Annotated in this window: 14 protein-coding genes and 1 tRNA gene; 10 read left to right on the top strand and 5 right to left on the bottom strand. The window is 35.6% G+C overall.

Going from position 1 to position 21,977, the window contains the following annotated elements; all coding sequences use genetic code 11:
* The first annotated feature begins 147 nt into the window (after nt 1-147).
* Complete coding sequence (locus ACTB0X_RS02100; protein ID WP_463023326.1) at nt 148-903, top strand: toxin-antitoxin system YwqK family antitoxin; 756 nt, start codon at nt 148-150, stop codon at nt 901-903.
* Between the two features lie 191 nt (nt 904-1,094).
* On the opposite strand, the gene ACTB0X_RS02105 is transcribed toward ACTB0X_RS02100, so the two are convergent.
* Nucleotides 1,095-3,656, bottom strand: a complete 2,562-nt coding sequence (locus ACTB0X_RS02105) for an adenosylcobalamin-dependent ribonucleoside-diphosphate reductase (RefSeq protein WP_463023437.1) — start codon at nt 3,654-3,656, stop codon at nt 1,095-1,097.
* Between the two features lie 388 nt (nt 3,657-4,044).
* On the opposite strand from ACTB0X_RS02105, the gene hemC reads away from it, so the two are divergent.
* The 5 genes from hemC to hemE are packed head-to-tail and all read left to right on the top strand — an operon-like array spanning nt 4,045 to nt 10,311.
* Entirely contained in the window at nt 4,045-6,234 is a 2,190-nt protein-coding gene (gene hemC, locus ACTB0X_RS02110; RefSeq protein WP_463023327.1) for a hydroxymethylbilane synthase, read from the top strand.
* The gene (locus ACTB0X_RS02115) at nt 6,215-6,967 is read left to right on the top strand and encodes a uroporphyrinogen-III synthase (protein ID WP_463023328.1); all 753 of its coding nucleotides are present in this window, start codon (nt 6,215-6,217) and stop codon (nt 6,965-6,967) included. The genes hemC and ACTB0X_RS02115 overlap by 20 nt, the downstream gene beginning before the upstream one ends.
* Before the next feature lie 3 nt (nt 6,968-6,970).
* Nucleotides 6,971-7,936: a porphobilinogen synthase gene (gene hemB, locus ACTB0X_RS02120; protein ID WP_463023329.1), complete on the top strand. Its 966-nt coding sequence runs from the start codon at nt 6,971-6,973 to the stop codon at nt 7,934-7,936.
* Nucleotides 7,937-7,982: 46 nt separating this feature from the next.
* A complete protein-coding gene (gene hemL / locus ACTB0X_RS02125; RefSeq protein WP_463023330.1) occupies nt 7,983-9,266 on the top strand; it encodes a glutamate-1-semialdehyde 2,1-aminomutase in 1,284 nt (427 codons plus the stop codon).
* A gap of 7 nt (nt 9,267-9,273) precedes the next feature.
* The gene (gene hemE, locus ACTB0X_RS02130) at nt 9,274-10,311 is read left to right on the top strand and encodes a uroporphyrinogen decarboxylase (RefSeq protein WP_463023331.1); all 1,038 of its coding nucleotides are present in this window, start codon (nt 9,274-9,276) and stop codon (nt 10,309-10,311) included.
* Here the strand turns inward: hemE and ACTB0X_RS02135 are convergent.
* Together ACTB0X_RS02135 and ACTB0X_RS02140 are read right to left on the bottom strand one after the other, a co-directional pair.
* Nucleotides 10,301-11,212, bottom strand: coding sequence for an NAD-dependent epimerase/dehydratase family protein (locus ACTB0X_RS02135; protein WP_463023332.1), 912 nt, complete (start codon nt 11,210-11,212; stop codon nt 10,301-10,303). The genes hemE and ACTB0X_RS02135 overlap by 11 nt on opposite strands.
* A complete protein-coding gene (locus ACTB0X_RS02140; protein WP_463023333.1) occupies nt 11,209-11,871 on the bottom strand; it encodes a phosphoadenylyl-sulfate reductase in 663 nt (220 codons plus the stop codon). The genes ACTB0X_RS02135 and ACTB0X_RS02140 overlap by 4 nt, the downstream gene beginning before the upstream one ends.
* Before the next feature lie 66 nt (nt 11,872-11,937).
* Here ACTB0X_RS02140 and ACTB0X_RS02145 point away from each other — a divergent pair, with 66 nt between their 5' ends.
* Both ACTB0X_RS02145 and recJ read left to right on the top strand, forming a co-directional pair.
* Nucleotides 11,938-12,330 (top strand): septal ring lytic transglycosylase RlpA family protein, encoded by a 393-nt coding sequence (locus ACTB0X_RS02145; protein ID WP_463023334.1) that lies wholly within the window; start codon nt 11,938-11,940, stop codon nt 12,328-12,330.
* Nucleotides 12,331-12,367: 37 nt separating this feature from the next.
* Nucleotides 12,368-14,080 carry a single-stranded-DNA-specific exonuclease RecJ gene (recJ, locus tag ACTB0X_RS02150; RefSeq protein WP_463023335.1) on the top strand — a complete coding sequence of 571 codons (1,713 nt, stop codon included), beginning with the start codon at nt 12,368-12,370 and terminating at the stop codon, nt 14,078-14,080.
* Nucleotides 14,081-14,154: 74 nt separating this feature from the next.
* On the opposite strand, the gene ACTB0X_RS02155 is transcribed toward recJ, so the two are convergent.
* Together ACTB0X_RS02155 and trxB are read right to left on the bottom strand one after the other, a co-directional pair.
* Nucleotides 14,155-17,385, bottom strand: coding sequence for a T9SS type A sorting domain-containing protein (locus ACTB0X_RS02155; protein ID WP_463023336.1), 3,231 nt, complete (start codon nt 17,383-17,385; stop codon nt 14,155-14,157).
* Nucleotides 17,386-17,497: 112 nt separating this feature from the next.
* On the bottom strand, nt 17,498-18,457 hold the full coding sequence (gene trxB, locus ACTB0X_RS02160) for a thioredoxin-disulfide reductase (protein ID WP_463023337.1): 960 nt from the start codon (nt 18,455-18,457) through the stop codon (nt 17,498-17,500).
* A 111-nt stretch (nt 18,458-18,568) separates the two neighbouring features.
* On the opposite strand from trxB, the gene ACTB0X_RS02165 reads away from it, so the two are divergent.
* Together ACTB0X_RS02165 and ACTB0X_RS02170 are read left to right on the top strand one after the other, a co-directional pair.
* Nucleotides 18,569-18,643: transfer RNA gene (locus ACTB0X_RS02165), tRNA-Pro, on the top strand.
* A gap of 484 nt (nt 18,644-19,127) precedes the next feature.
* A complete protein-coding gene (locus ACTB0X_RS02170; RefSeq protein WP_463023338.1) occupies nt 19,128-21,947 on the top strand; it encodes a tetratricopeptide repeat protein in 2,820 nt (939 codons plus the stop codon).
* The last annotated feature ends 30 nt before the right edge of the window (nt 21,948-21,977 follow it).

The following is a 21,977-nucleotide window of genomic DNA, read 5'->3' on the forward strand; positions in this document are numbered from 1 at the left end:
CCCGTAGGGGTGACATTTTGAACTATTTCTAGGATGTGTTGCGAGTCAGATGCAGATTGTTTTGTTTAGAAAGTTATCTAAATTAGCTTTCGAATTACCGTAGTGTTACAAGCTCCCTTCGAATGAGAAAGAATTAAGTCAAATAAAATGAAAAAGATAATTTACATCGTATTGCTAACATTAGTTGCTTGCCAATTTAGTGAAAAGGAGTTTTACCCAACTGGAGAATTAAAACAAGAGTATTATCTGAATGAAGATGGTCTGAAAGATGGAGAATCTCTCGAATATTATCAAGATGGAACAATTAAATCGGAGTTTTACTTTGTAAATGGGAAAGCTGAAGGAATAGGAAAAAGTTATTTCCCAAGTGGGAATATAGAAGCTATTGCTAGTTTTAAAGGAAATTTAATGAATGGAGTTTGTACACATTATACAAAAAATGGCAACGTTATATCAATTGTAGAATACTATATGGATTTAAAAAATGGAGAGGCGATTTTTTATTACGACAATGGGTCACTTAAAATGAAAGCAACTAGCCGCAATGATACAACTGTTTATTATAAAAGCTATTCTAAAGATAGTGTGTTAATTGATTTTTATAGAAAAGTAAACTTTAAGCCCGAAAAAGATACGGTGATTCAGGGAGAAGAGTTTAGGGTCGAATTTGAAGTGCTTGGAAATTTAGATGATATTGAGAAAGTAGGTTTTTTGAATAATGGTTGGTTTACACTCGATGATAGTACTTTTGATGTCGTAACTGAAGTGAAAAGGAAATATTACAAAACTTTTTATGCAAAAGATACAGGTGCATATTTATTGAATTTTAGAATTTGGGAAAAAGATACAGCATACACTGAACTTTATAGAGAATTGTATGCTAATCCTAAAACTGTGAAATAGCTGAGGTTATTTTTTTAGTGAATACTATTCTAGAAGGCATCTCCCAAAAAAAAGCCTCCCCGAGTAGTCGATCGGGAAGGCTCCTTAAAAAGTAGTAATACCAATTCACCTTTAAAAGTGAGATTGGGTAATACCGATCAATCTAATAAATGAATACACATTTAGCAGTCAACCGGTACAATAGAAAAAAATTATCCGCATTTACTGTATCCACAGCTTTCACAAGTAATACAGCCTTCCTTAAAAACAAGACCTTCTTCCTCGTTACAGCCAGGACAAGTCTGACCAGATACCTTAGTGCCATCGGCAACATATTTTTTAAGTGCTCTTACCACACCATTTTTCCAAGTATTCAAGTTTTCTTCGCTCAAGTGCAGGTTAGACACCATGTCTACTACAAATGCGATTGGCATTCCGTGACGCAATACGCCAGAAATTAATTTCGCATAGTTCCAGTATTCTTGATTGAACGTTCTTGATAAACCTTCGATAGTTGTCTTGTAGCCATCTTTGTCCTCGTATTGGAAGTCATATCTAGCTCTACCATCTTCAGTTCTGTTTCTGATAACCCATCCTTTTTCTACCTGAGAAAGTATAGAGAATGAATCTTCTGCACGTCCTGTAAAAATTTCATAAGGACGACCTTCGTACAATCCAACAATCGCAATCCACTTCTCAGCGTTGTTGTTGAATTTAACGATTTCAGCTTCCAATGATTTTGGACGTTTTGGCGCTTGTGTTTCAGTAAAAGAAATGGCTTCGTCTTCTTTTTTATTATCGTCATTAGAAATTAATACTCCACTTCTTGATCCGTCTCTGTAAACAGTAATTCCTTTACAACCACTTTCCCATCCTGTTAAGTAAATCTTACTTACCATGTCTTCGTTACAATCATTAGGAACATTTACAGTTACACTAATCGAGTGATCTACCCATTTTTGGATAGCGCCTTGCATTTTTACTTTATTTACCCAGTCTACATCGTTAGCAGTTGCTTTGTAGTAAGGGCTTTTTTCGATAATCGGATTCAATTCTTCTTGAGACATTACAGCTACTTCTGCCAAGTCGTAACCATTAATTTCCAACCAAGTTTTGAAATTGTGGTGGAATACATTGTACTCTTCCCATGCGTCGCCTACTTCGTCTACAAAGTCAACTCTGCTGTTTTTATCATTTGGATTTACTTTCTTTCTTCTTTTATAAGAAACCATAAATACTGGCTCAATACCTGAAGTCGTTTGTGTCATGATAGAAGTCGTTCCTGTTGGAGCAATCGTCAACAAAGCAACGTTTCTACGTCCGTATTTTACCATGTCAGCATACAATGCAGGATCTGCATCTTTCAAACGATTGATCATTGGGTTTTTTTCTTCACGAATAGAATCGTAAATAGGGAAAGCACCTCTATCTTTTGCCATATCTACTGAAGAACGGTAAGCAGAAAGCGCCAAGTTTTTGTGAACTTTCACAGAGAAGTTTAATGCTTCGTCAGTACCATATCTCATGTTCAAAGCAGCTAGCATATCACCTTCTGCAGTGATACCAACACCAGTTCTTCTTCCTTCGATACACTTTTGTTTGATCTTTCTCCAAAGATTCAATTCCGTATTTTTTACTTCTATTGTTTCCGGATCATCTTCAATTTTCTTGATGATGGCGTCGATTTTTTCAATTTCTAAGTCTACGATATCATCCATGATGCGTTGCGCCATTTCAGTATGCTTTTTAAACAAAGGCATATCAAATTTAGCTTCAGCAGTGAATGGATTTTGAACGTAGCTGTATAAGTTAATCGCTAACAAACGACAGCTATCGTATGGACACAATGGAATTTCACCACAAGGGTTAGTTGAAACAGTTTTGAAACCTAAGTCTGCATAACAGTCAGGAATAGATTCGTTGATTACTGTATCCCAGAATAAAATACCTGGCTCAGCAGATTTCCATGCGTTGTGAATGATTTTATCCCATAATTTTTTAGCATCAGTATCTTTTTTAAATACTGGGTTTTTTGAGTCAATAGGATATTGTTGTTCGTATGAAGTATTGCCTTTAACGGCTTTCATGAATTCATCATCAATTTTCACTGAAACATTCGCTCCAGTTACTTTAGTTCCATCCATTTTTGCATCAATAAAACCTTCTGCATCTGGGTGTTTCACAGAAACTGAAAGCATCAACGCACCTCTTCTGCCATCTTGAGCAACTTCTCTAGTAGAATTAGAATAACGTTCCATAAAAGGAACAATCCCAGTAGAAGTTAGTGCGCTGTTCATAACAGGACTTCCTTTAGGACGGATGTGAGAAAGATCGTGACCCACACCACCACGACGTTTCATTAATTGTACTTGTTCCTCATCAATTTTCATTACTCCACCATAAGAATCTGCTACTCCTTTGTTGCCAATAACAAAACAGTTCGATAATGATGCAATTTGGTGATTGTTTCCAATTCCAGTCATTGGGCCACCTTGTGGTACGATGTATTTAAAGTCTTTTAATACAGCATAGATATCATCAAAAGTATAAGAATTGCTATATTTTGACTCCACTCGAGCAATCTCACTTGCTAGTCTTCGGTGCATATGATCTGGAGAAGATTCATAGATATTTCCAGCTGAATCTTTCAATGCATATTTATTCACCCAAACATTTGCTGCTAGCTCATCATTCTTGAAATATTCGATGGCTCCGGCTACCGCTTCTTCATAAGAATAGGTCTGCATTTTAGTATTGTTTTCTGGGTTGTTCATGGCTGTTGTAGAGTCGAAGCCTACTGCTTCTTTTTTGGCAATTTCTTTCATATTGAATGAGTTATTTATGTTTGAGTAACTTCTGGCGGGTTACAAAATTTTCTATTGCAATTTAGTAAGTCATATCGCTCAAAAGTTGCAAGTCGGTTTTCTTTTATTAACATTCGACTTTTTATATTGGACTCTTGCGGTTCTAAATGTTCAGCAATTTGACCTCTTTTTTTATCAACAATTAGTAAAAAATCCAATGCTTTTGATACTGAAAAATTAAACCTGAAACTGGGGAAAAAGTTTTCAAAATTTAGATTCATTCTATTTTTACTATTCCTTTTTATATCTGTTAACTTATGGCTAAATTTGCACCCACTATTTTAGAGGTTAATTGCAGATGGATAAAATTGTCGGAGTAGAGTTAAGTCACCGATTTGCACCTATTGAAGTTAGGGAGCAAATGGCATTGAATGATGAACAAATCATGCAAGTGCTGGAAGATTTACGACAAATTTATTCTGAAGTATTCATCATCGCTACCTGCAACCGCCTTTCCTTGTACGCTTTCGGAGATAATTATTATGGATTAGAAAATTACTTGAAGCGATTCGGAAACTTTTCTCAATACCTATCTGTATTGCCAGATACCGAAATAGCCATTAAAAATTTATTTTCTACTGCTGCAGGATTAGAGTCTCAAGCAATCGGAGAACATCAAATTGTTGGTCAAATTAGATCGGCTTTAGCATTAGCACGAAAGATGAAAACCATCGGTCCAATGTTGGACGAGATGATTCGTCATGCAGTGCACACCGGGAAAAGAACACGTTTAGAAACAAATATAGGTCGTCATTCAGCTTCATTAGCCACTGTAGGTTTTGAATTGATAGAGCACCACGGATATAAGTTAGAAGACAGTTCTCTATTAGTAGTAGGAACTGGGAATATGGCCAATTTAGTGGCGACTATTTTGGATCGTACGAAAATAAAGAAGCTATTTATTGCGAGCCACAACCTTGAGCGAGCAACTGAAATGGCTAAAGAATGGAATGGTGAAGCTATTGATATCAAATATTTGCACCGATATGTTGGTCAGGTTGATATTATCATTGGTGGAACCCAAGGCGAAGTGAATTTGCTGAGCGAGGCAGCGCTAACAGATAGTAAGTGTACCCGATCTCAATTTGCATTTAAAGCTAGTGAGCCTAAATTATTGATCGATTTTGGATTGCCACGTAACTTTAATTCTGGCTTAAAAGCGATTGATGGAGTTACCTTATACGATTTGGATGATATTAAGAAAATGACCTTCGAAAGTTTATTGAAGCGTCATGATGAGATTCCAAAAGCAACAGAGATTGTAGAAGAAGAAGTTCAGAAATTTACCAGCTGGTACTACAATAGAAAGGCATCGCCTGTTTTGGAAGCTTATTGGCATCAATTACAGGAAGTAAAAGAAGAAGAGTTGAGCTGGTTGTTGCCTAAGATGGGTGATTTAACTCCTGCTCAAATAGAGATATTGGAGAAGTTTTCTCACCGTATGGTGCGTAAAATCTCTAAAAAGCCAATGGAAGTGATTCATGAGTTGTCTCACAATATGCACGAATTGGATAATCCAATAAATACTGTAAAACGAGTTTTTGGATTAGAGGATGTAGAATTGACTGTTCCTAAAAGACGAGTAATCGTTGGTACTAGAGGTAGTAAATTGGCATTGACTCAAACGCATCAAGTAATTGAGCAGTTAAAGAAATTTCAGCCAGACTATGAGTTCGTTACTAAAGTGATACGAACCAATGGTGATGATGGAGATATAGAAGTAATGGGTGCTTTTACCACTGCTATACAACGGGCTTTGGTGGCCGGAACAGTAGATGTGGCAGTTCATAGCTTCAAAGATTTACCGATAGAACATGTAAGTGGACTTAAATTAGCTGCGATTTCAGATCGAGCAGATGTTCGAGACATCCTTATTTCCAAGAATGGAGAAAAGTTCGAAGATCTAAAAGAAGGAGCAATCATTGGAACTGGAAGTTTAAGAAGACAAATTCAATTGAAGAAATTGCGTCCGGATATTGAGACTAAATTTATTCAAGGAAACTTAGATACAAGGATTAAAAAAATGATGGAGGGTGATTATGACGCCATTATTTTAGCTTACGCCGGAATCAATCGTTTGGGAATGATTGATAAAGCAGATGATATATTTAGTGCAGCAGACGTATTGCCAGCAGTGGCTCAAGGAGCTTTGGCTATTGAAGTACGTGACGAAAGTGGTTTCGTTATGGATTTGATTAAGAAGTTTAATCATGCACCGACTCAAATGGCCACATTTGCTGAACGTGAGTTTTTAATTGCATTGGGTGGTGGATGTAATTATCCTATCGCTGCTTATGCCCAAGTAAATGGAGATGAAATTTCCATTGAAGGAATGTTTGCAACAGATGACGGTAGCCTTGTTGTTTTAGGGGAAGAAAAAGGCGCTGCAGCCAATTACATCCAGATTGCTCGTGACTTAGCAGTTCGATTGAAAGCTGAACTGGAAGAGAAAACTAAAGTGGCAATCAATGAGTCATCTTCAAAATAATAAAATACTCGTAACTAGAGCAAGCCATCAGACCAAGTCCTTTTGTAAGCAAATCGAATCTTTAGGTGCTGAGAGTATATTGTTACCTATGATTGCCATTCGTGCAATCGAAGATCAAAGTAGAATAGAACAACAACTAAAGGAGTTAGAAAATATCAATTGGATTGTTTTCACAAGTGTGAATACGGTCAATTATTTTTTTGAAGCCATTGAAAAATACAACATCAAAGTTCACTTTCTAACTGATTTAAGAATCGCAACAGTGGGAGAAACCACTAAAGCCGCCCTAGAAAAAATTGGATATAGAAGTAATTTTGTTCCGATAGAATACACTGCGAAGATGCTAGCCAAGCAGTTGCCCACTTTTGGTGACGAGCGAATTTTAATTCCTCAGTCTTCAAAAGCCAATAATGAGTATGTGGAATTGCTTAAAGATCAGTGTCAAGAAGTGATTACTTTACCGATTTACGAGAATTATTCTCCAATTTATTCAAAAGGAGAAATTGAAACCGTATTGAAAGAACGATTAGATTGGATTACTTTTTTTAGTGGATCGGCCGTAACCAATTTCTATGAACATTTAGAGCGATATGAGCTTGAATTGGGTGATGAAAAATTGGCTGTCATTGGACCATCGACCAATGAAGTTTTGGAGAAATATAAAACTAGTGCGACAATTATGGCAAATCCTTATACTGAGGATGGACTAATAGCAGCATTAAAAAAGATATAAGTTATGTTTAGAACAAGAAGATTGCGCAATAATCCTGCGATTAGGAATCTAGTTAGAGAAACGACACTTTCAGTAAACGATTTTATCTATCCTTTATTTATTGAGGAAAAGCCTGGACTTAAGAATGAAATCAAGTCGATGCCTGGTATTTATCGATACTCACTAGATCGAATTTCAGAAGAGTTAGACGAGGTAGTAGAATTAGGAATTCAATCGGTTGTTTTGTTTGCCATTCCATTGGAGAAAGATGAAATAGGTTCTGAAGCCATGAATGAAAATGGCATCATTCCTCAAGCTATTCGATTCATAAAAAAGAACTATCCGCAACTGTATGTAATTTCAGACATATGTTTTTGTGAATATACGGATCATGGCCATTGTGGAATTATTCATAACAATGATGTAGACAATGATCCAACATTATTGAATTTGAACAAGCAAGTAATTGCGCATGCCAAAGCAGGAGTGGATATGGTGGCGCCATCAGGAATGATGGATGGAACTGTGGCTTCATTGAGAAAAGAATTGGATGAAAATGGCTACACACAAATCCCTATCATGGGATATTCCGTAAAGTATGCATCTGCTTTTTATGGTCCGTTCAGAGATGCAGCTGATTCTGCACCATCATTTGGCGATAGAAGAACGTATCAGATGGATCCTGCAAATAGAAGTGAAGCAATACGAGAAGCGGCAATTGACATTGAAGAAGGTGCGGACATTATAATGGTGAAACCAGCTTTATCTTATTTGGATATCATCAGGGATTTGAAGAATAATTTTGATGTGCCTATCGCTGCTTATAATGTAAGTGGAGAATACGCCATGGTGAAAGCAGCCGGCAAAAATGGCTGGATTGATGAAGAGCGTGTAATGATGGAAAAGTTGATCTCGATAAAACGAGCAGGAGCTGATATCATCATTACTTATCATGCAAAGGAGGCAGCAAGAGTATTAAATAGAGGTTAATTCGTGGTGAATTGAATAAATTTGCCACCTTTAAAGAAATAGAATTATGCAATTAGATAAATCCAAACAACTTTTCGAAAGAGGACAAAAGCATTTAGTTGGAGCAGTAAATAGCCCAGTAAGAGCATTTAACTCAGTTGGAGGGAATCCATTATTTATAAAAAATGCAAAAGGGACCAAGATCTATGATGTAGACGGAAACGAATACATAGATTTAGTAGGTTCTTATGGACCAATGATTTTAGGTCATGGGAATGTTGAAGTAAAAAATGCAGTGAAAGCTGCAGTAGACAGAGGGTTTACCTTTGGTGCAACCACTGAAGATGAAATTATATTGTCTGAAATGGTGGCCGAAATTTTTCCATCAATAGATAAAGTTCGGTTTGTAAATTCAGGAACAGAAGCTGTTTTTAGTGCGATCAGATTAGCACGAGCATTTACAGGTAGAAATAAGATTGTAAAGTTTGCCGGATGCTATCATGGTCATTCAGATTCATTGTTGGTAGCAGCAGGTTCTGGTTTAGTGACATTGGGATTGCCTGGAAGTCAAGGTGTGCCTGAAGCTGCAGTGAAGGATACGTTAGTCGCTTTGTATAACGATATCGATAGCGTGAAGCAATTGATTCATCAGTTTCCGAATGAGATTGCCGCTATATTTATTGAGCCAGTGGCTGGAAATATGGGAGTAATTGTACCTGAACAGAAATTCATGACAGAATTACGTGAGTTGACTAAAGCGAATGGGATTCTATTGGTCATTGATGAGGTAATGACTGGATTTAGAAAGAAATTTGGTGGAGCACAAGACCACTTTAATATTGTTGCCGACATTACTTGCTTGGGTAAAGTAATTGGTGGTGGTATGCCAGTAGGAGCATACGGAGCAAGAAACGAAATTATGAACATGGTGGCGCCATTGGGGCCAGTTTATCAAGCGGGAACATTGTCTGGAAGTCCAATAGCTATGGCATGCGGAATTGCAACTTTAAAAGAATTGAAGAAGTTAAATCCTTATGAGAAATTCGAGAAAGAAGCTGCAGAAATAGAGGAATGTATTTTAGATGCAGGAAAAGAATTTGGAGTAGACGTTCAAGTCAACCGATTTGGTGCGATGATTAATCCCTTTTTTACCAAAGAAAAAGTGATTGATTTTAAGACCGCTCAGACTTCAGACACTAAAAAGTTTGCTAAATTCTTTTGGGCAATGGCAGAGAATGGAATGTATATTCCACCATCACAGTTTGAGGCTTGGTTTTTACCGGGCACATTAAGCGAGGAAGATTTAAGAAAAATTAAGGAGGCACTTAGAATCTCTATTCAATCAATATAAAACATAAATGACAACATTTAACGATACATTTTTAAGAGCTTGTAGGAAAGAAGAAGTAAGTCATACTCCGGTTTGGTTTATGCGTCAAGCGGGAAGATATCAAGCAGAATACCGCGAGATAAAAAAGAAATACAGCATAATAGACATCTGTAAAATTCCTGAGGTTTGTGCAGAAGTGACTTTCTCTCCTGTGAACCAGTTCGCATTGGATGCAGCAATTGTCTTCTCTGATATTATGATTCCTTTGGAGCCAATGGGAATTAGTTTCGAATATAAACCTGGTGTAGGTCCTATTATCCACAATCCGATTGCTTCTAAAGCAGATGTAGAACGATTAAAAACGATTGATCCAGGTACTGATTTGAAGTATACTGGTGATGCGTTGGGTATTTTGAAGAAGGGATTAAATATTCCATGTTTGGGATTTGTAGGTGCACCATTTACATTGGCTAGTTACATGATTGAAGGTGGTCCTTCTAAAAGTTATGCAAAGTTGAAAGCTTTCATGTATAACCAAACAGCTACGTGGCATTTATTAATGGATAAATTAACTGTTGCAATGACAGATTATCTATTGTATCAACAAGAAAGTGGTGCTGCGGCTTTGCAAATTTTTGACAGTTGGGTAGGGATTTTATCTGTTCAGGATTACAGGGAGTTTGTATTTCCACACATGGAAAAAATGATGCAGACGTTAAAATCTAAAACCAATGTTCCATTAATTTTATTTGGAACCAATACGTCTCATTTATTGCAAGATTTCAGAAAAACTGGTCCAGATGTGATTGGCATTGATTGGAAAACGGACATCAATGCTGCTTGGGCAGATTTAGACCACAGTGTTGCAGTACAAGGAAATCTTGATCCTACACTTTTGTTTGGCGAATGGTCATTGATTGAGCAAAGAACAAAAGCAATATTGGATAGCATTAGCGGAAGAAATGGTCATATTTTTAACTTGGGTCATGGTATTTTGCCTGGAACACCAGAAGAAAATGTAAGACAATTGGCGGATTTTGTTAGAGCCTATACCTCTAAAAAGTAAAGCAAGATCTGAAGTCGATCAATTCTTCTTTAAATGATTTATTAAGGGTAATCAGCTGATTGATTTGTTCATCAGGGGTTACCCTTATTTCTTTTAATTTTAAATGTTGATTTACAAATACCATCTCTAGTTCAGGGTAGAGTTCTTTTAATACATCTACGATTTCTACGACACTTAAATTGTGTTCGGTTAGGTTGTTATTTCCTTGTATGCTAGATTTTTGAATTAAGCTAGACAAAACTTCAATGACCTTATCGATGTGAATGAATGAACGGTATTGCATTCCATCACCATGAATAGAGATTTTTGTACTAAAGTTGGCATCAAACATAAACTTATTGATTACCGCATCAAAACGCATGCTTTTGCTATAGCCATAAACATTGCCACATCTCAAAATTTTAGTTTCTATTATATTTGACAATCGTTTGACATGCGCTTCTCCTCTTAGCTTAGTGATGCCATAAAATGTCTGTGGATTAGGGGCGGTATCATTAGTGACCATTTCTTCCGAAGATCCATAGACGGAAACACTGCTCAAGTAAATCAGTTTCTTAACTGAGCTTTCTTCTAAGGCATAAACCAATTCAGCTGTTCCCCAATTATTTACTTGTTCAAATTCATGCGAACGTTGGTCGGAGAAAGGAGTGCTTACTTTTGCAGCTAAATGAAAAACGATATCAATATCTATCAATGCTTTTTTGAGCCTTCTTGAATCCAATAAATCTCCATGGATAAATTTTACTTTTCCTGAAAGTGGTTGAAATCCAATAAATAGATTTCGATTCGGTCGTGATAGATTGTCATATATTACAATCTCTGTCACTGATGGGTTCTGATTCAGAGCATATGTCAGCTCTGTTCCAATATATCCTGCTCCTCCTGTAATTAATGCTCTCATTTTGTTGCTAAATCAGTGTGTAATCCACATTCTGTTTTATTGAGTCCATACCAACGACCATTTCTTTCGTTGGCTGCATCTATATATTTTCTGGTGCAAGGGGCACATCCAATACTTAAATAACCATCTTTTTCAAGTGGATGAGCAGGGAGGTTGTATTCTTTGCGATACGTATGAATCATTTTGGCACTCCAATTCAACATGGGATGATATCGTGTGCAGCCAAATTTAGAAGGTTGCTCTTCTTTCATGTTTTTCCGAACAGCACTTTGATCGGCTCGTATTCCATTGATCCAAATGTCATGACTTGCTAAAATAGGCTCCATGGGTTTAGTTTTATTTAAAAAACAACAATAATCTGGATCAGAAGAATAAAGCAATTTTCCTTCGGAATCCATCTGATTGATTTTTGTAACTCCAGAAACCAATCCAATCATTGGCATATCTAATAATTCTTGCAATTCATCTTTGAATGAGATTGTTTCAGGAAATAGAAACCCCGTATTTAAATAATAAATGGGGATACTATTATCAATCTGGCTAATGATATGCAATAATGGAATACTGTGTGTTTGGAAAGAAGACGTCAAAAACATTTTCTTACCATCTTCCATATATAAGGACACCTTGTTTTTAATTGCAGTTATGTCTAACTTCATAATGGTGCTAAATTAGACATAACGATTCCTTTGATTATGATGGTGAATAGGATTTTATTAGTATTTATGATTTTTTTAGTTTTCAGAACTGGATTTGCTCAAGTTTCAAATGATGCGTGTTCAGCGAAAGGAAAGGCTTCGTTTTATGCCAAAAGTTTTGAAGGGAAGAAGACTGCTAATGGTGAAGTTTTTAGTAATGAGTTGCTCACAGCTGCCCATCGTTCCTTTGAATTTGGAACATTGGTTAAAGTGACTAATTTATCCAATTATAAATCAGTTATCGTGCGAATTAACGACCGAGGACCTTATTCGAAACACAGAATGATTGACTTGTCTAAAGCAGCTGCGAAGGAGATTGATATCGTTCGTCAAGGCATAGGGAATGTTTTGATCGAATGTATTTTTACTCCACCAAATGAATCTGAACTAGAAATCTTACCAGATTCGATTGCTGAATAGTCGATAGATATTCTTTATAGTTCCTTATTTTTGAGGTATGAATGAGATGAGATGGAACTTACATGAAGCAGTTGATAAGGAGCAGGTAAATGCTCTGAGCCATCAACTGAATAATTTAGATAAAACACTGACTGAAGTTTTAATACAGAGAGGAGTAGATTCTTTTGATGCGGCCAAACATTTTTTCAGACCATCTTTAGACGATATTCATGACCCTTTTTTAATGAAGGACATGGATAAGGCTGTTGAACGAATTGAATCGGCCATTTTAAAAGAGCAGAATATATTGGTTTATGGCGATTACGATGTAGATGGAACTACAGCAGTTTCCTTGGTTTACTCTTTCTTATCGAAATACTATTCGAATATTTCCTATTACATCCCTGATCGTTATAAAGAAGGGTATGGGGTCTCTTTTCAAGGAATAGATTACGCTTCAGACAATGACTTTTCATTAATAATCGCATTGGATTGTGGAATAAAGGCAATCGATAAAGTAGATTATGCTACAAAGAAAGGAGTGGATTTTATTATCTGTGATCATCACCGGCCTGGAGATAATCTTCCAAAAGCTATAGCAGTTTTAGATCCAAAACGGGTAGATTGTAAGTATCCGTATAAAGAGTTAAGCGGGTGTGGAGTAGGTTTTAAATTGATGCAAGCATTTGCCATTAATCGTGGAATCGATTTCAAGGAATTGCATCCGTTATTGGATTTGTTAGCAGTGAGTATTGCTGCTGATATTGTTCACATGACAGGAGAGAATCGAATTTTGGCCTACTATGGATTGAAATGGATCAATGCTCATCCTCGTCCCGGTATTTCCGCCATGATCAAATCTGCACAATTGCGAAAGAATGAATTGACCATAACTGATGTCGTTTTTACAATTGCTCCAAGAATTAATGCTGCAGGAAGAATTGAATCTGGATTAAGAGCAGTGGAATTATTAATTACTACTTCAGAAGAAGAAGCCGAACAATGTTGTACAGGAATTAATAATAACAATACAGAGCGAAAAGAATTGGATAAAGGGATTACAGAGGAAGCACTAGAATACATTAGTTCAGACCCTGAAATGCTTAAAAGAAAGAGCACTGTTTTATTCAATCCGAGTTGGCACAAAGGAGTAATAGGCATTGTGGCCTCAAGAGTAATTGAATCATATTATAAACCAACGATTGTTTTGACTGAGTCAAATGGGAAGGCTACGGGGTCAGCTCGTTCAGTGGTGGGTTTTGATGTGTATAATGCCATTGATGCATGTAGTGAACATCTGGAGCAATTTGGTGGGCATATGTATGCGGCAGGATTAACTATGAAGTTGAACAAGTTAGACGACTTTATAAATGCCTTCGAAAAGTATGTAAGCTCAACCATTACAGAAGATCAATTAACTCCTGTAATTGATATTGATGCAAGCTTGGATCTAGATCAGATAGACGATAAGTTCTATAGTATATTAAAACAGTTTGCTCCATTTGGACCAATGAATATGCGTCCTGTATTTCAATCGGATAATATAGAATTGGCAGCGCCATATCGAGTGGTGGGAGAGAATCATTTGAAATTAACATTGAGAACAAAAGGTGGAACTACTAAAATTGATGCTATTGGATTCAAAATGGCTCATTTTGCAGAATCAATTTTGGAAAATACTTTTAGTGTCACTTATGTGATCGATGAAAATGAATGGAGAGGCAAGAAGAGCCTACAGTTAATTTTGAAAGATATAAAGGTAAATAAGTAACGAGGAAAGTATATTAAAAAGAAAAGGTCCAATTCGAAGTTTCGAATTGGACCTTTTCTTTTTTTGTTCTATTGTTATTGAAGGACGACCTTCTTCACAATACTTCCTTTGTCTGAAATCACTTTCATGTAATAAATTCCTTTAGCATATCCACTCAAGTCAAACGATTTGTTGTAGCCCAATGTATTAAATGAAGGCTCTTCGAATATCAATTCACCTCTCATAGAGATAATTTGTAAACTCGCTTGATTTGCTTGGTCAGTTTCTATTTGCAGTGTAATATTTCCATTTGTAGGATTCGGGAATACCGATAAGCTACCGATACTGCTATTCTCTTTTAATCCCACTTTGCAGGAGTCAGTAATAGTCACCCACACTGTATCTGCAACTGTTTTACAATTTGCTGTTGAATTCAATTCAACAGTATAGAAGTACTTGGTATATAAAGCCAATTTTTTAGGATCTACTCCCACCGTTTGAATCACTTTTCCATCAGCATTTGGATCATTACTTGACCATTTGTAAGTGGCATTCAGGCCGACATTTGCTCCACCGTTTATATAGTAGGTGGTATCAGAACAAATAACAGTATCTAATCTTTCATATCCTGGCTCAGGGAACGCCGCAATTACACCAATAATTGGGACACGCGCTGAGAAACAACTGTCTTTCTGAGATGCGATGTAGAACGTGTCAGTTTTTGTTAGTGAACGTGTATAGCTATTTCCAAAAGTCAATACACCTGTTGTAGTTGGGTCGTTATACCAGAATACTCGTGTGACTCCTGCAGGTGCAGATGCCGTTAGTTGGACACTACCAGGGCCACATAGCGTATCATTGTTAGCAGTTGGCAAAGGAACCTGTGTCACATTTACAGTTAATACATTTGAATAGGTAGAATCACAGATTTTCGCACGATATTGATTGACTGGCTGATTTGGAAAAACGACATGAACAGGCGTTGAACTGGATAAACCAAACTCGTTGCTCCAAGTTGAACCATTCAATCTTTGCCATTTAATTGCACCAAAGAAAGAAGTGTCAGACAATGCGACTCCAGTTCCTTGACAAATCGTTAATGAACTTGCGAACGCTACTCCTGCTTTTCTTCGAGTAATTATATTTGATGGTCTTAAAGTATCTGTGCCTGGCACAGTATCTCTATTGGATAACATATCAGTTACAACCACAAAACCATAATCAGCTCCAATTTCAGCCATTTTAAATCCAGTAAATGAGATAGTGGAGCTATTATCAGTTAATAATGGTGTTCCACCTGCATTAAAGGTGTTTGTTTTTAAAACATATTTAGCAGTATCCCATGGCGTACCATTTTTTGTAACGAAAACTTTTAACTCTAATGAATCTATCGTAAAATCCAATGGTTGTGATCCATAATTCTGAATGGTTACTTCAATGGGTTGGTCGTTGTTGTAGCAAGTATATCTATTGGTGTCAGGCTTAGACATTCTAATTGGGCCTACATCAATATCTGTTAGGTCATAAAGGAATAAATCATCAATCGCCATATTAGTAGCAAATCCGGCACCTTTCCTACCAACAAATCGAATTCGAGCCTGCTTCCCTTTTAGTATGTCAAGATTAACTGTTCTAACTTTCCAAACATCATTGATACTTGACTGAGTCTCTCCTTTAATACTATCTACTGCTTCCCAAGGACCATCTGTAGATGCATAAATGAATAAATCTCCCATATCAAATCCAAATCGGTGGTACCAGTACTTAAGTCTTGGTGCTACTATATTTGTAAAATCAATACAAGTAGACTCTAATATGGCTTCTTCACCCTGAAAACCTTTGCTTCCATCAGTATGAAAATATTTACCAGAATTATTTCCTAAAGTATGATCAAATCTTGGACCTGTCGCTCCTGTAGCAGCACCTGTACCCGATGTTCCATTTTTTATTGTCCAGCTAAATGAATTATTTCCTGTAGATGCTTTCCAACCTTTAATATGATTTCCTGAAGAGTTGTTCCCAGCATTAAAAGTCTCAAATGTTTCTACATAAGGAATGGTGATTGGAACAAGGTGATTTATTGAAAGATTTGAGATATTATCAGTTGTATCAATGTCGGTAGATAAAATCACCTTACCATTGATTGAATATACTCCAGTAGTTGATAGGTCAGCACACTGAGAGAATGTTAGAATAGTTGACTTAAAAGGAGCTAGTGTTAAAGGGAATGTTTGTTGAACAGCTGGGTTAGCATCTACTTTGTATTCTGCCACCACTGAGTAAAGGGTATCTTTACCTACATTCTTAAAACTAAATCGTACTTGATCACAGCTAGTATAGTTGCAATTTCCAGGTGTTGGAGATACGATTTTTGTTAATGCTCCTTGGCCTGGAAATGCGTCTAATATCTCAAAATCATCAATGGCCATATTGTCATTAGCTCCTGCAGAAGTCTTGAATGCTCTGAATCTGATATTTGCATATTGGCCAGCAAATTGTGTTAAACCAATTACTTTTCTTCTCCAAGGCTGGGTTCTTCCGGTTTGTTGTTGACCAATAATAGAGTCAATCAGGACATAATTAGGAAATTGAGTACTCTTTGCGTAGATATAAAGTTTACCCATATGTGAGCCATACATGTGATACCAAAAGCTTAGTACAGGAGTTTGGTTACTTAATAAGTTAACACATGGAGTTTCATAATCTGCAAAATTGTTTACATTGCCCTGAGGGCCATTTATTTGAAGAAATTTATTGTCTGTTGTTGGCGAATGGTCTGCACTTGGACCTGATGTAGTTGAAAAAGAGTTAGACTTAAAATACCAGCTGTATATGTTGTTTCCATTTGGAGTAATCGAAAACCCAGGACCCGCATTTGTGTTTTGGTTCACCGCACTAGAGCTAAAATCTTGTAGATATGGAAAAGGTAAAACAAGATTTGTTACGGTTTGATTTTTAAGAGTATCATTATTTACAGCAACATCTCCAGCAACTTTAGCCCATAGCTTAAACGTATAACTTTTAACAGTAGATAAATCAACTGTAGCAGTAAAGGTATAATTTAGTGAGGCTCCTGCTAATATACTTGCCCCAGGGATAAATTCAGTAACAGGAGTTCCCCCATCTACTGAGTATCCAAAAGTAATGTTTCCAGTAACATTTGCTGCACCAACATTTCGAACCTTGATTGTAACTTGCTCATTAATTAATAGAGCGCAACCATCTGAAGGAGAAATAAGTTCAGAAACGGTTAAGTCTGGAACTTGTGCAGTCGAAACAGTTGAAATTCCGAATACTAAAGCAATAATAGATAGTAATTTTTTCATAGTAAATCTAGATATGTGATTTCTTAAGGCCATAAAAATATTAAAAAAATAAGGAATCATAACTACGATTCCTCACTTTAGACGTTTTTAATATCAAAATGGTTGTATGGATTTAATGAATTCCTTTTTCAGCTAAATATCTTTCTGCATCAAGTGCAGCCATACAGCCTGTTCCTGCTGCTGTTACTGCTTGTCTGTAAATTTTGTCCGCCGCATCACCTGAAGCAAAAACTCCTTCAATATTGGTTTTAGAAGTACCAGGTGTTACTTTTAGGTAACCCACATTGTCCATATCTAACCAACCTTTGAAAATATCTGTGTTTGGTTTATGACCGATGGCCACAAAGAAACCTGTAACTGGAATAGTCTTTTCTTCTCCTTTTATATTGTCATAAACTCTTACACCGTCAACTCCATTGTCACCCAATATTTCTTTGGTTTCATGGTTGAATAATACTTCAATGTTTGGGGTGTTTAAAACCCGATGTTGCATTGCTTTCGAGGCTTTTAACTCATCTTTTCTTACCAACATAGTAACCTTTGAACAAAGTTTCGCTAAGTAGGAAGCTTCTTCTGCAGCAGTATCTCCACCACCAACTATGGCCACTTCTTGACCTTTGTAGAAGAATCCATCACAAACAGCACAAGCGCTAACACCAAAGCCATTTAAACGCTGCTCTGATTCTAAACCTAACCATTTTGCAGAAGCTCCTGTTGATATAATAACAGAATCTGCAGTGATTGTTTTGTTACCATCAATAGTAACTTTGTGAATTGGGCCAGTAAAATCAACTTCAGTTGCCATACCAAATCGAACGTCTGTACCGAATCTTTTTGCTTGCTTTTCGAAATCGATCATCATCTCTGGACCGTTTGCACCATCAGGATATCCTGGAAAATTCTCAACTTCTGTTGTAATTGTTAATTGACCTCCTGGTTGTAACCCTTGATACATCACTGGTTTCATATCTGCACGAGCTGCATATATAGCTGCTGTATATCCCGCAGGTCCTGAACCTATTATTAAACATGTTACGTGCTCTGTTCCGTTATTTGAATTTGTATCTGACATTTCTATTGCTATTGTATAATTTGAAATTTAAAAGAGTCCAAATTTATCAATTTAAATAATATCGAATTTGTTAGAATTTTACATTTATGCTATTTAAATTTGTCCGCTTCTCGGGACGTAGCTTAGTCCGGTTAAAGTGCGCGTCTGGGGGGCGCGAGAGCGGTGGTTCGAATCCACTCGTCCCGACTTAAAAAAGGAAACCTTTAATTAATGGTTTCCTTTTTTTTATAATTGTATAGTTCAAAAACAATCTATTTGATCGAGTCTTTTTTTCGTCATGATACTGGAACGGAGCTTTTCTAAGTTTTAGGGTTAATGGATGCTCAATTGTACCTTTTCTTTTTCCTAAAAAAATAGGCTACTTTTTTCAAGTTTGGCTGATAGGTGTTATTTTATTCGATCTTCTCCAAAATAGGGAATAAAACATTCATGTTAGAATTCAGATTTAAACTCTTTTTTAGACTCGATTGTGCTCAAAAACTACCGTTTGATAAATGGAATGTCCATTGTAAATAAGTTATCCGAATCAAATTGAATTAATTCGAGTTAAATGTTTGTAATACTAATTACAGACTTTATCTTTGAATCATAAGTGAAGGAGTTGAAATGGCGACAGTTCTGTTATCTAATCTTTCTATTGGAGAGTTAGAGAAGTTGAAAAGAGTGTCGAATGCACCTCAAATATAATTATTATAAAGACTTGAATAGAAAGGTAAACATAGAATTGTTTAAATCTAATACAGATGCAGAAGCTGTTAATAGAGGGTTTTATTACCAATACTTACTGACTTTAAAAAAATGGATTGCAAACTTTGTAGATGGAAAGGTTACTGCAACCTATTGTGAGGTAGATGATGACATAAAAGAAGTTGGAAGCGAATTAATCTTTACACAAGTTAAATGCTATTCTAAAAACTTTAGGTTGACCTCACCTGAGGTCAAAAAATCTCTGTTTCATTTTTATATGCTTTACTTGGAAAATAGTGTTAGAAACCTTCCGAGTTTCTTTTTTACTACTAATACATCTTTAGCCCAAAATGAGAAGCTGTTAAAAGCTTGGATAGCGAATCCTGACTTAAACGAAGTTGAGTTATTTAATAAGGTAAAACAATCAATTCAAAAAACATTAATTGAAATAGTTAAGTCTAAAAAGAATAAAAGACTTAGCCATAATAGTATTACTGAAGAAGAAAGGAAAGAAATTAAGGAAACAGCTGATTTAGTTAAAGGAGAAATTGATAGTTCAAAAATTAATGATTTTGTAAGATCAATAAAATGGGAGTTTCTAGACCTTGATCCCACAGCTGCAGTTGATAAGGTTACTGAAGATATCGACAATCTATTATTAAACAGTAAATTTGGTTCAAAACCTCCATATCTAATCAAGAGTGTTTTATTAAGTGAGGTGTTTCGCTGCTCTCAATTACCATTGAAAGAAAAACGTGTTTTGAAAAATGAAAAGATTAATGAAATCTTAAATGAAACAGAAGAAAGGCTCAATTCTCAAATTGATAATAGGTTGATAAATATCTTCAATATAAAGTTTGATGAAATTGAGGGGAGGTTGGACTTAATAGAAGAAAATCAGTTTGGATTAGAAAATAGGGTTCAGAATGTCGAACATAAGATTAGTAGTGCGTTTAATCCTCCAAAAGAATTAACACTAATTCCAAGTATGACAGCTGATTTTGGTCATGGACTTTCTGAAATGATAGAAGTTTTACAAGAAAAGTTGGCAAAAAAGAACCACGTTTCAATTAACGGAGTAGGTGGCTTTGGTAAAACATTTTTAATACAAAGTTATATTAACAAGTATTACGATGATTTTGACCACTTGATTTGGATAGATGCATCATTTAACTTGGATGATTCTATATTGCTCAACAAGCTTTTACTAGAAAACTTAAAAATCAAATTAGATGCTCCAATAACAATAGATAGGGTGCTAAATGAACTCTGTAAGCTACAAGGTAAAAACTTAATAGTTATTGATAATTATGAAAAAGAAAAACGAACACTTCAGAAAGTAGTTTCATTAAGAAATTGGAAAATTTTAATTTCTACAAGACAAATAATATCAGGACTGAACAACTACAAGCTACCTCAAATCGACAACAATATCGCTAAGAAAATTTTCAATGATAATTGTAGTGAAGATAGCAAAAAAGAACAGTTAGAAAAATTCTTGCAATTTGTTAATTACAATCCACTTGTAATAAAACTTTGTGCGAAAACGATCGAAAATAGCTACGATGTTACACTTGAATCTCTTCTCAAATCATTGTTAAATCAAGAACTCGATGATGCTAACTTAGAAATTGAGTTAGACATTTTAGAAGAAAGTGCACCAATTACTTTATTATCCTATCTGAAAGATAAATTTAATCTAAATGGGTTAGAGGTAAATGAACGGCTATATCTTTCATTTTTAGCATTGCTTCCGTCGGAATTTGTTGATATTGATGATCTTGCTATGATTGGAGGCATGGTGTATTATGAAGAAAATTTAAAAACCTACACTAATTGGACTAACTCACTGCATAGTAAAGGTTGGATTGAAAGAGATGGAAGAAAAATTAAACTGCACAAGCTCGTTCAAGAAATTATTATTTATAATGAAAAAGAGCACATAAGCCCATTTATAGGAAATATGTTCCATATAAATTGGTTATTGCGTCGTATTGATGAAAATGCATTGGTTGAACCTGAAAAATCTTTTAGGTATTTAAAATATGCAGAGTCCATTTTAAACTCTGTTAAAGAAAAAGATAGGTATAGCATCTACCAACCTCTTTTGCTGTTAGAATTGGCTCTAATTAATTCATACAATTGGTTAAAAGAGCCTAAAGAGTTACATACTAAATGGTTGTCTTTAGTCGAAAGAGCAGAAAAATATTTAGCTCAAAATGATGGAAACTTAGCTATTATGCATAATAACCTAGGCTTATCTTTCGCTAAGAATGATGACATACATAATGCGGTTAAGTTTTTTAATAAAGCCATTCCTGTTTTAAAGAGATTAAAAGATGACCCTAAACGATTAGCAGTTAATTCACTTAATAATCTAAGTCAAACTTATCTGGTAAGTAAAGACTTTTCAGCTGCAAAGAAAGTTATAGAAGAAACAGAAGACTACATAGTTTCCAATTCTATTAATGACACACAATTTGTAGCTACCTTCTATCATCGTAAATTTTGGTATACAAGTGGAATAAAGAAATACCTTGAAGCATCTAACAATTGCGATCTAGCAATTATTTCTCACTTGAGTATTCCAAAGAATAATAGAAATGATTTATCGTTGGATATATATTTTAATGATATGGCTCGTGTCTTATTAAAATTGAAAGGCTATAAAATAAAAAATGCTAACATAAAAAAAGTTTTAAAAAATTATCGTTCAAAATCTTCCTCTAATTCAGATAAAACGAAGCTAATGTTGGAAGAGATAGTATTTTACTATATGAAGAAATACGAGCAAAACAAATAAGGTTAGAGTTAACCTTTGAAATAATTACTA

Source organism: Acidiluteibacter sp. (assembly GCF_055129545.1).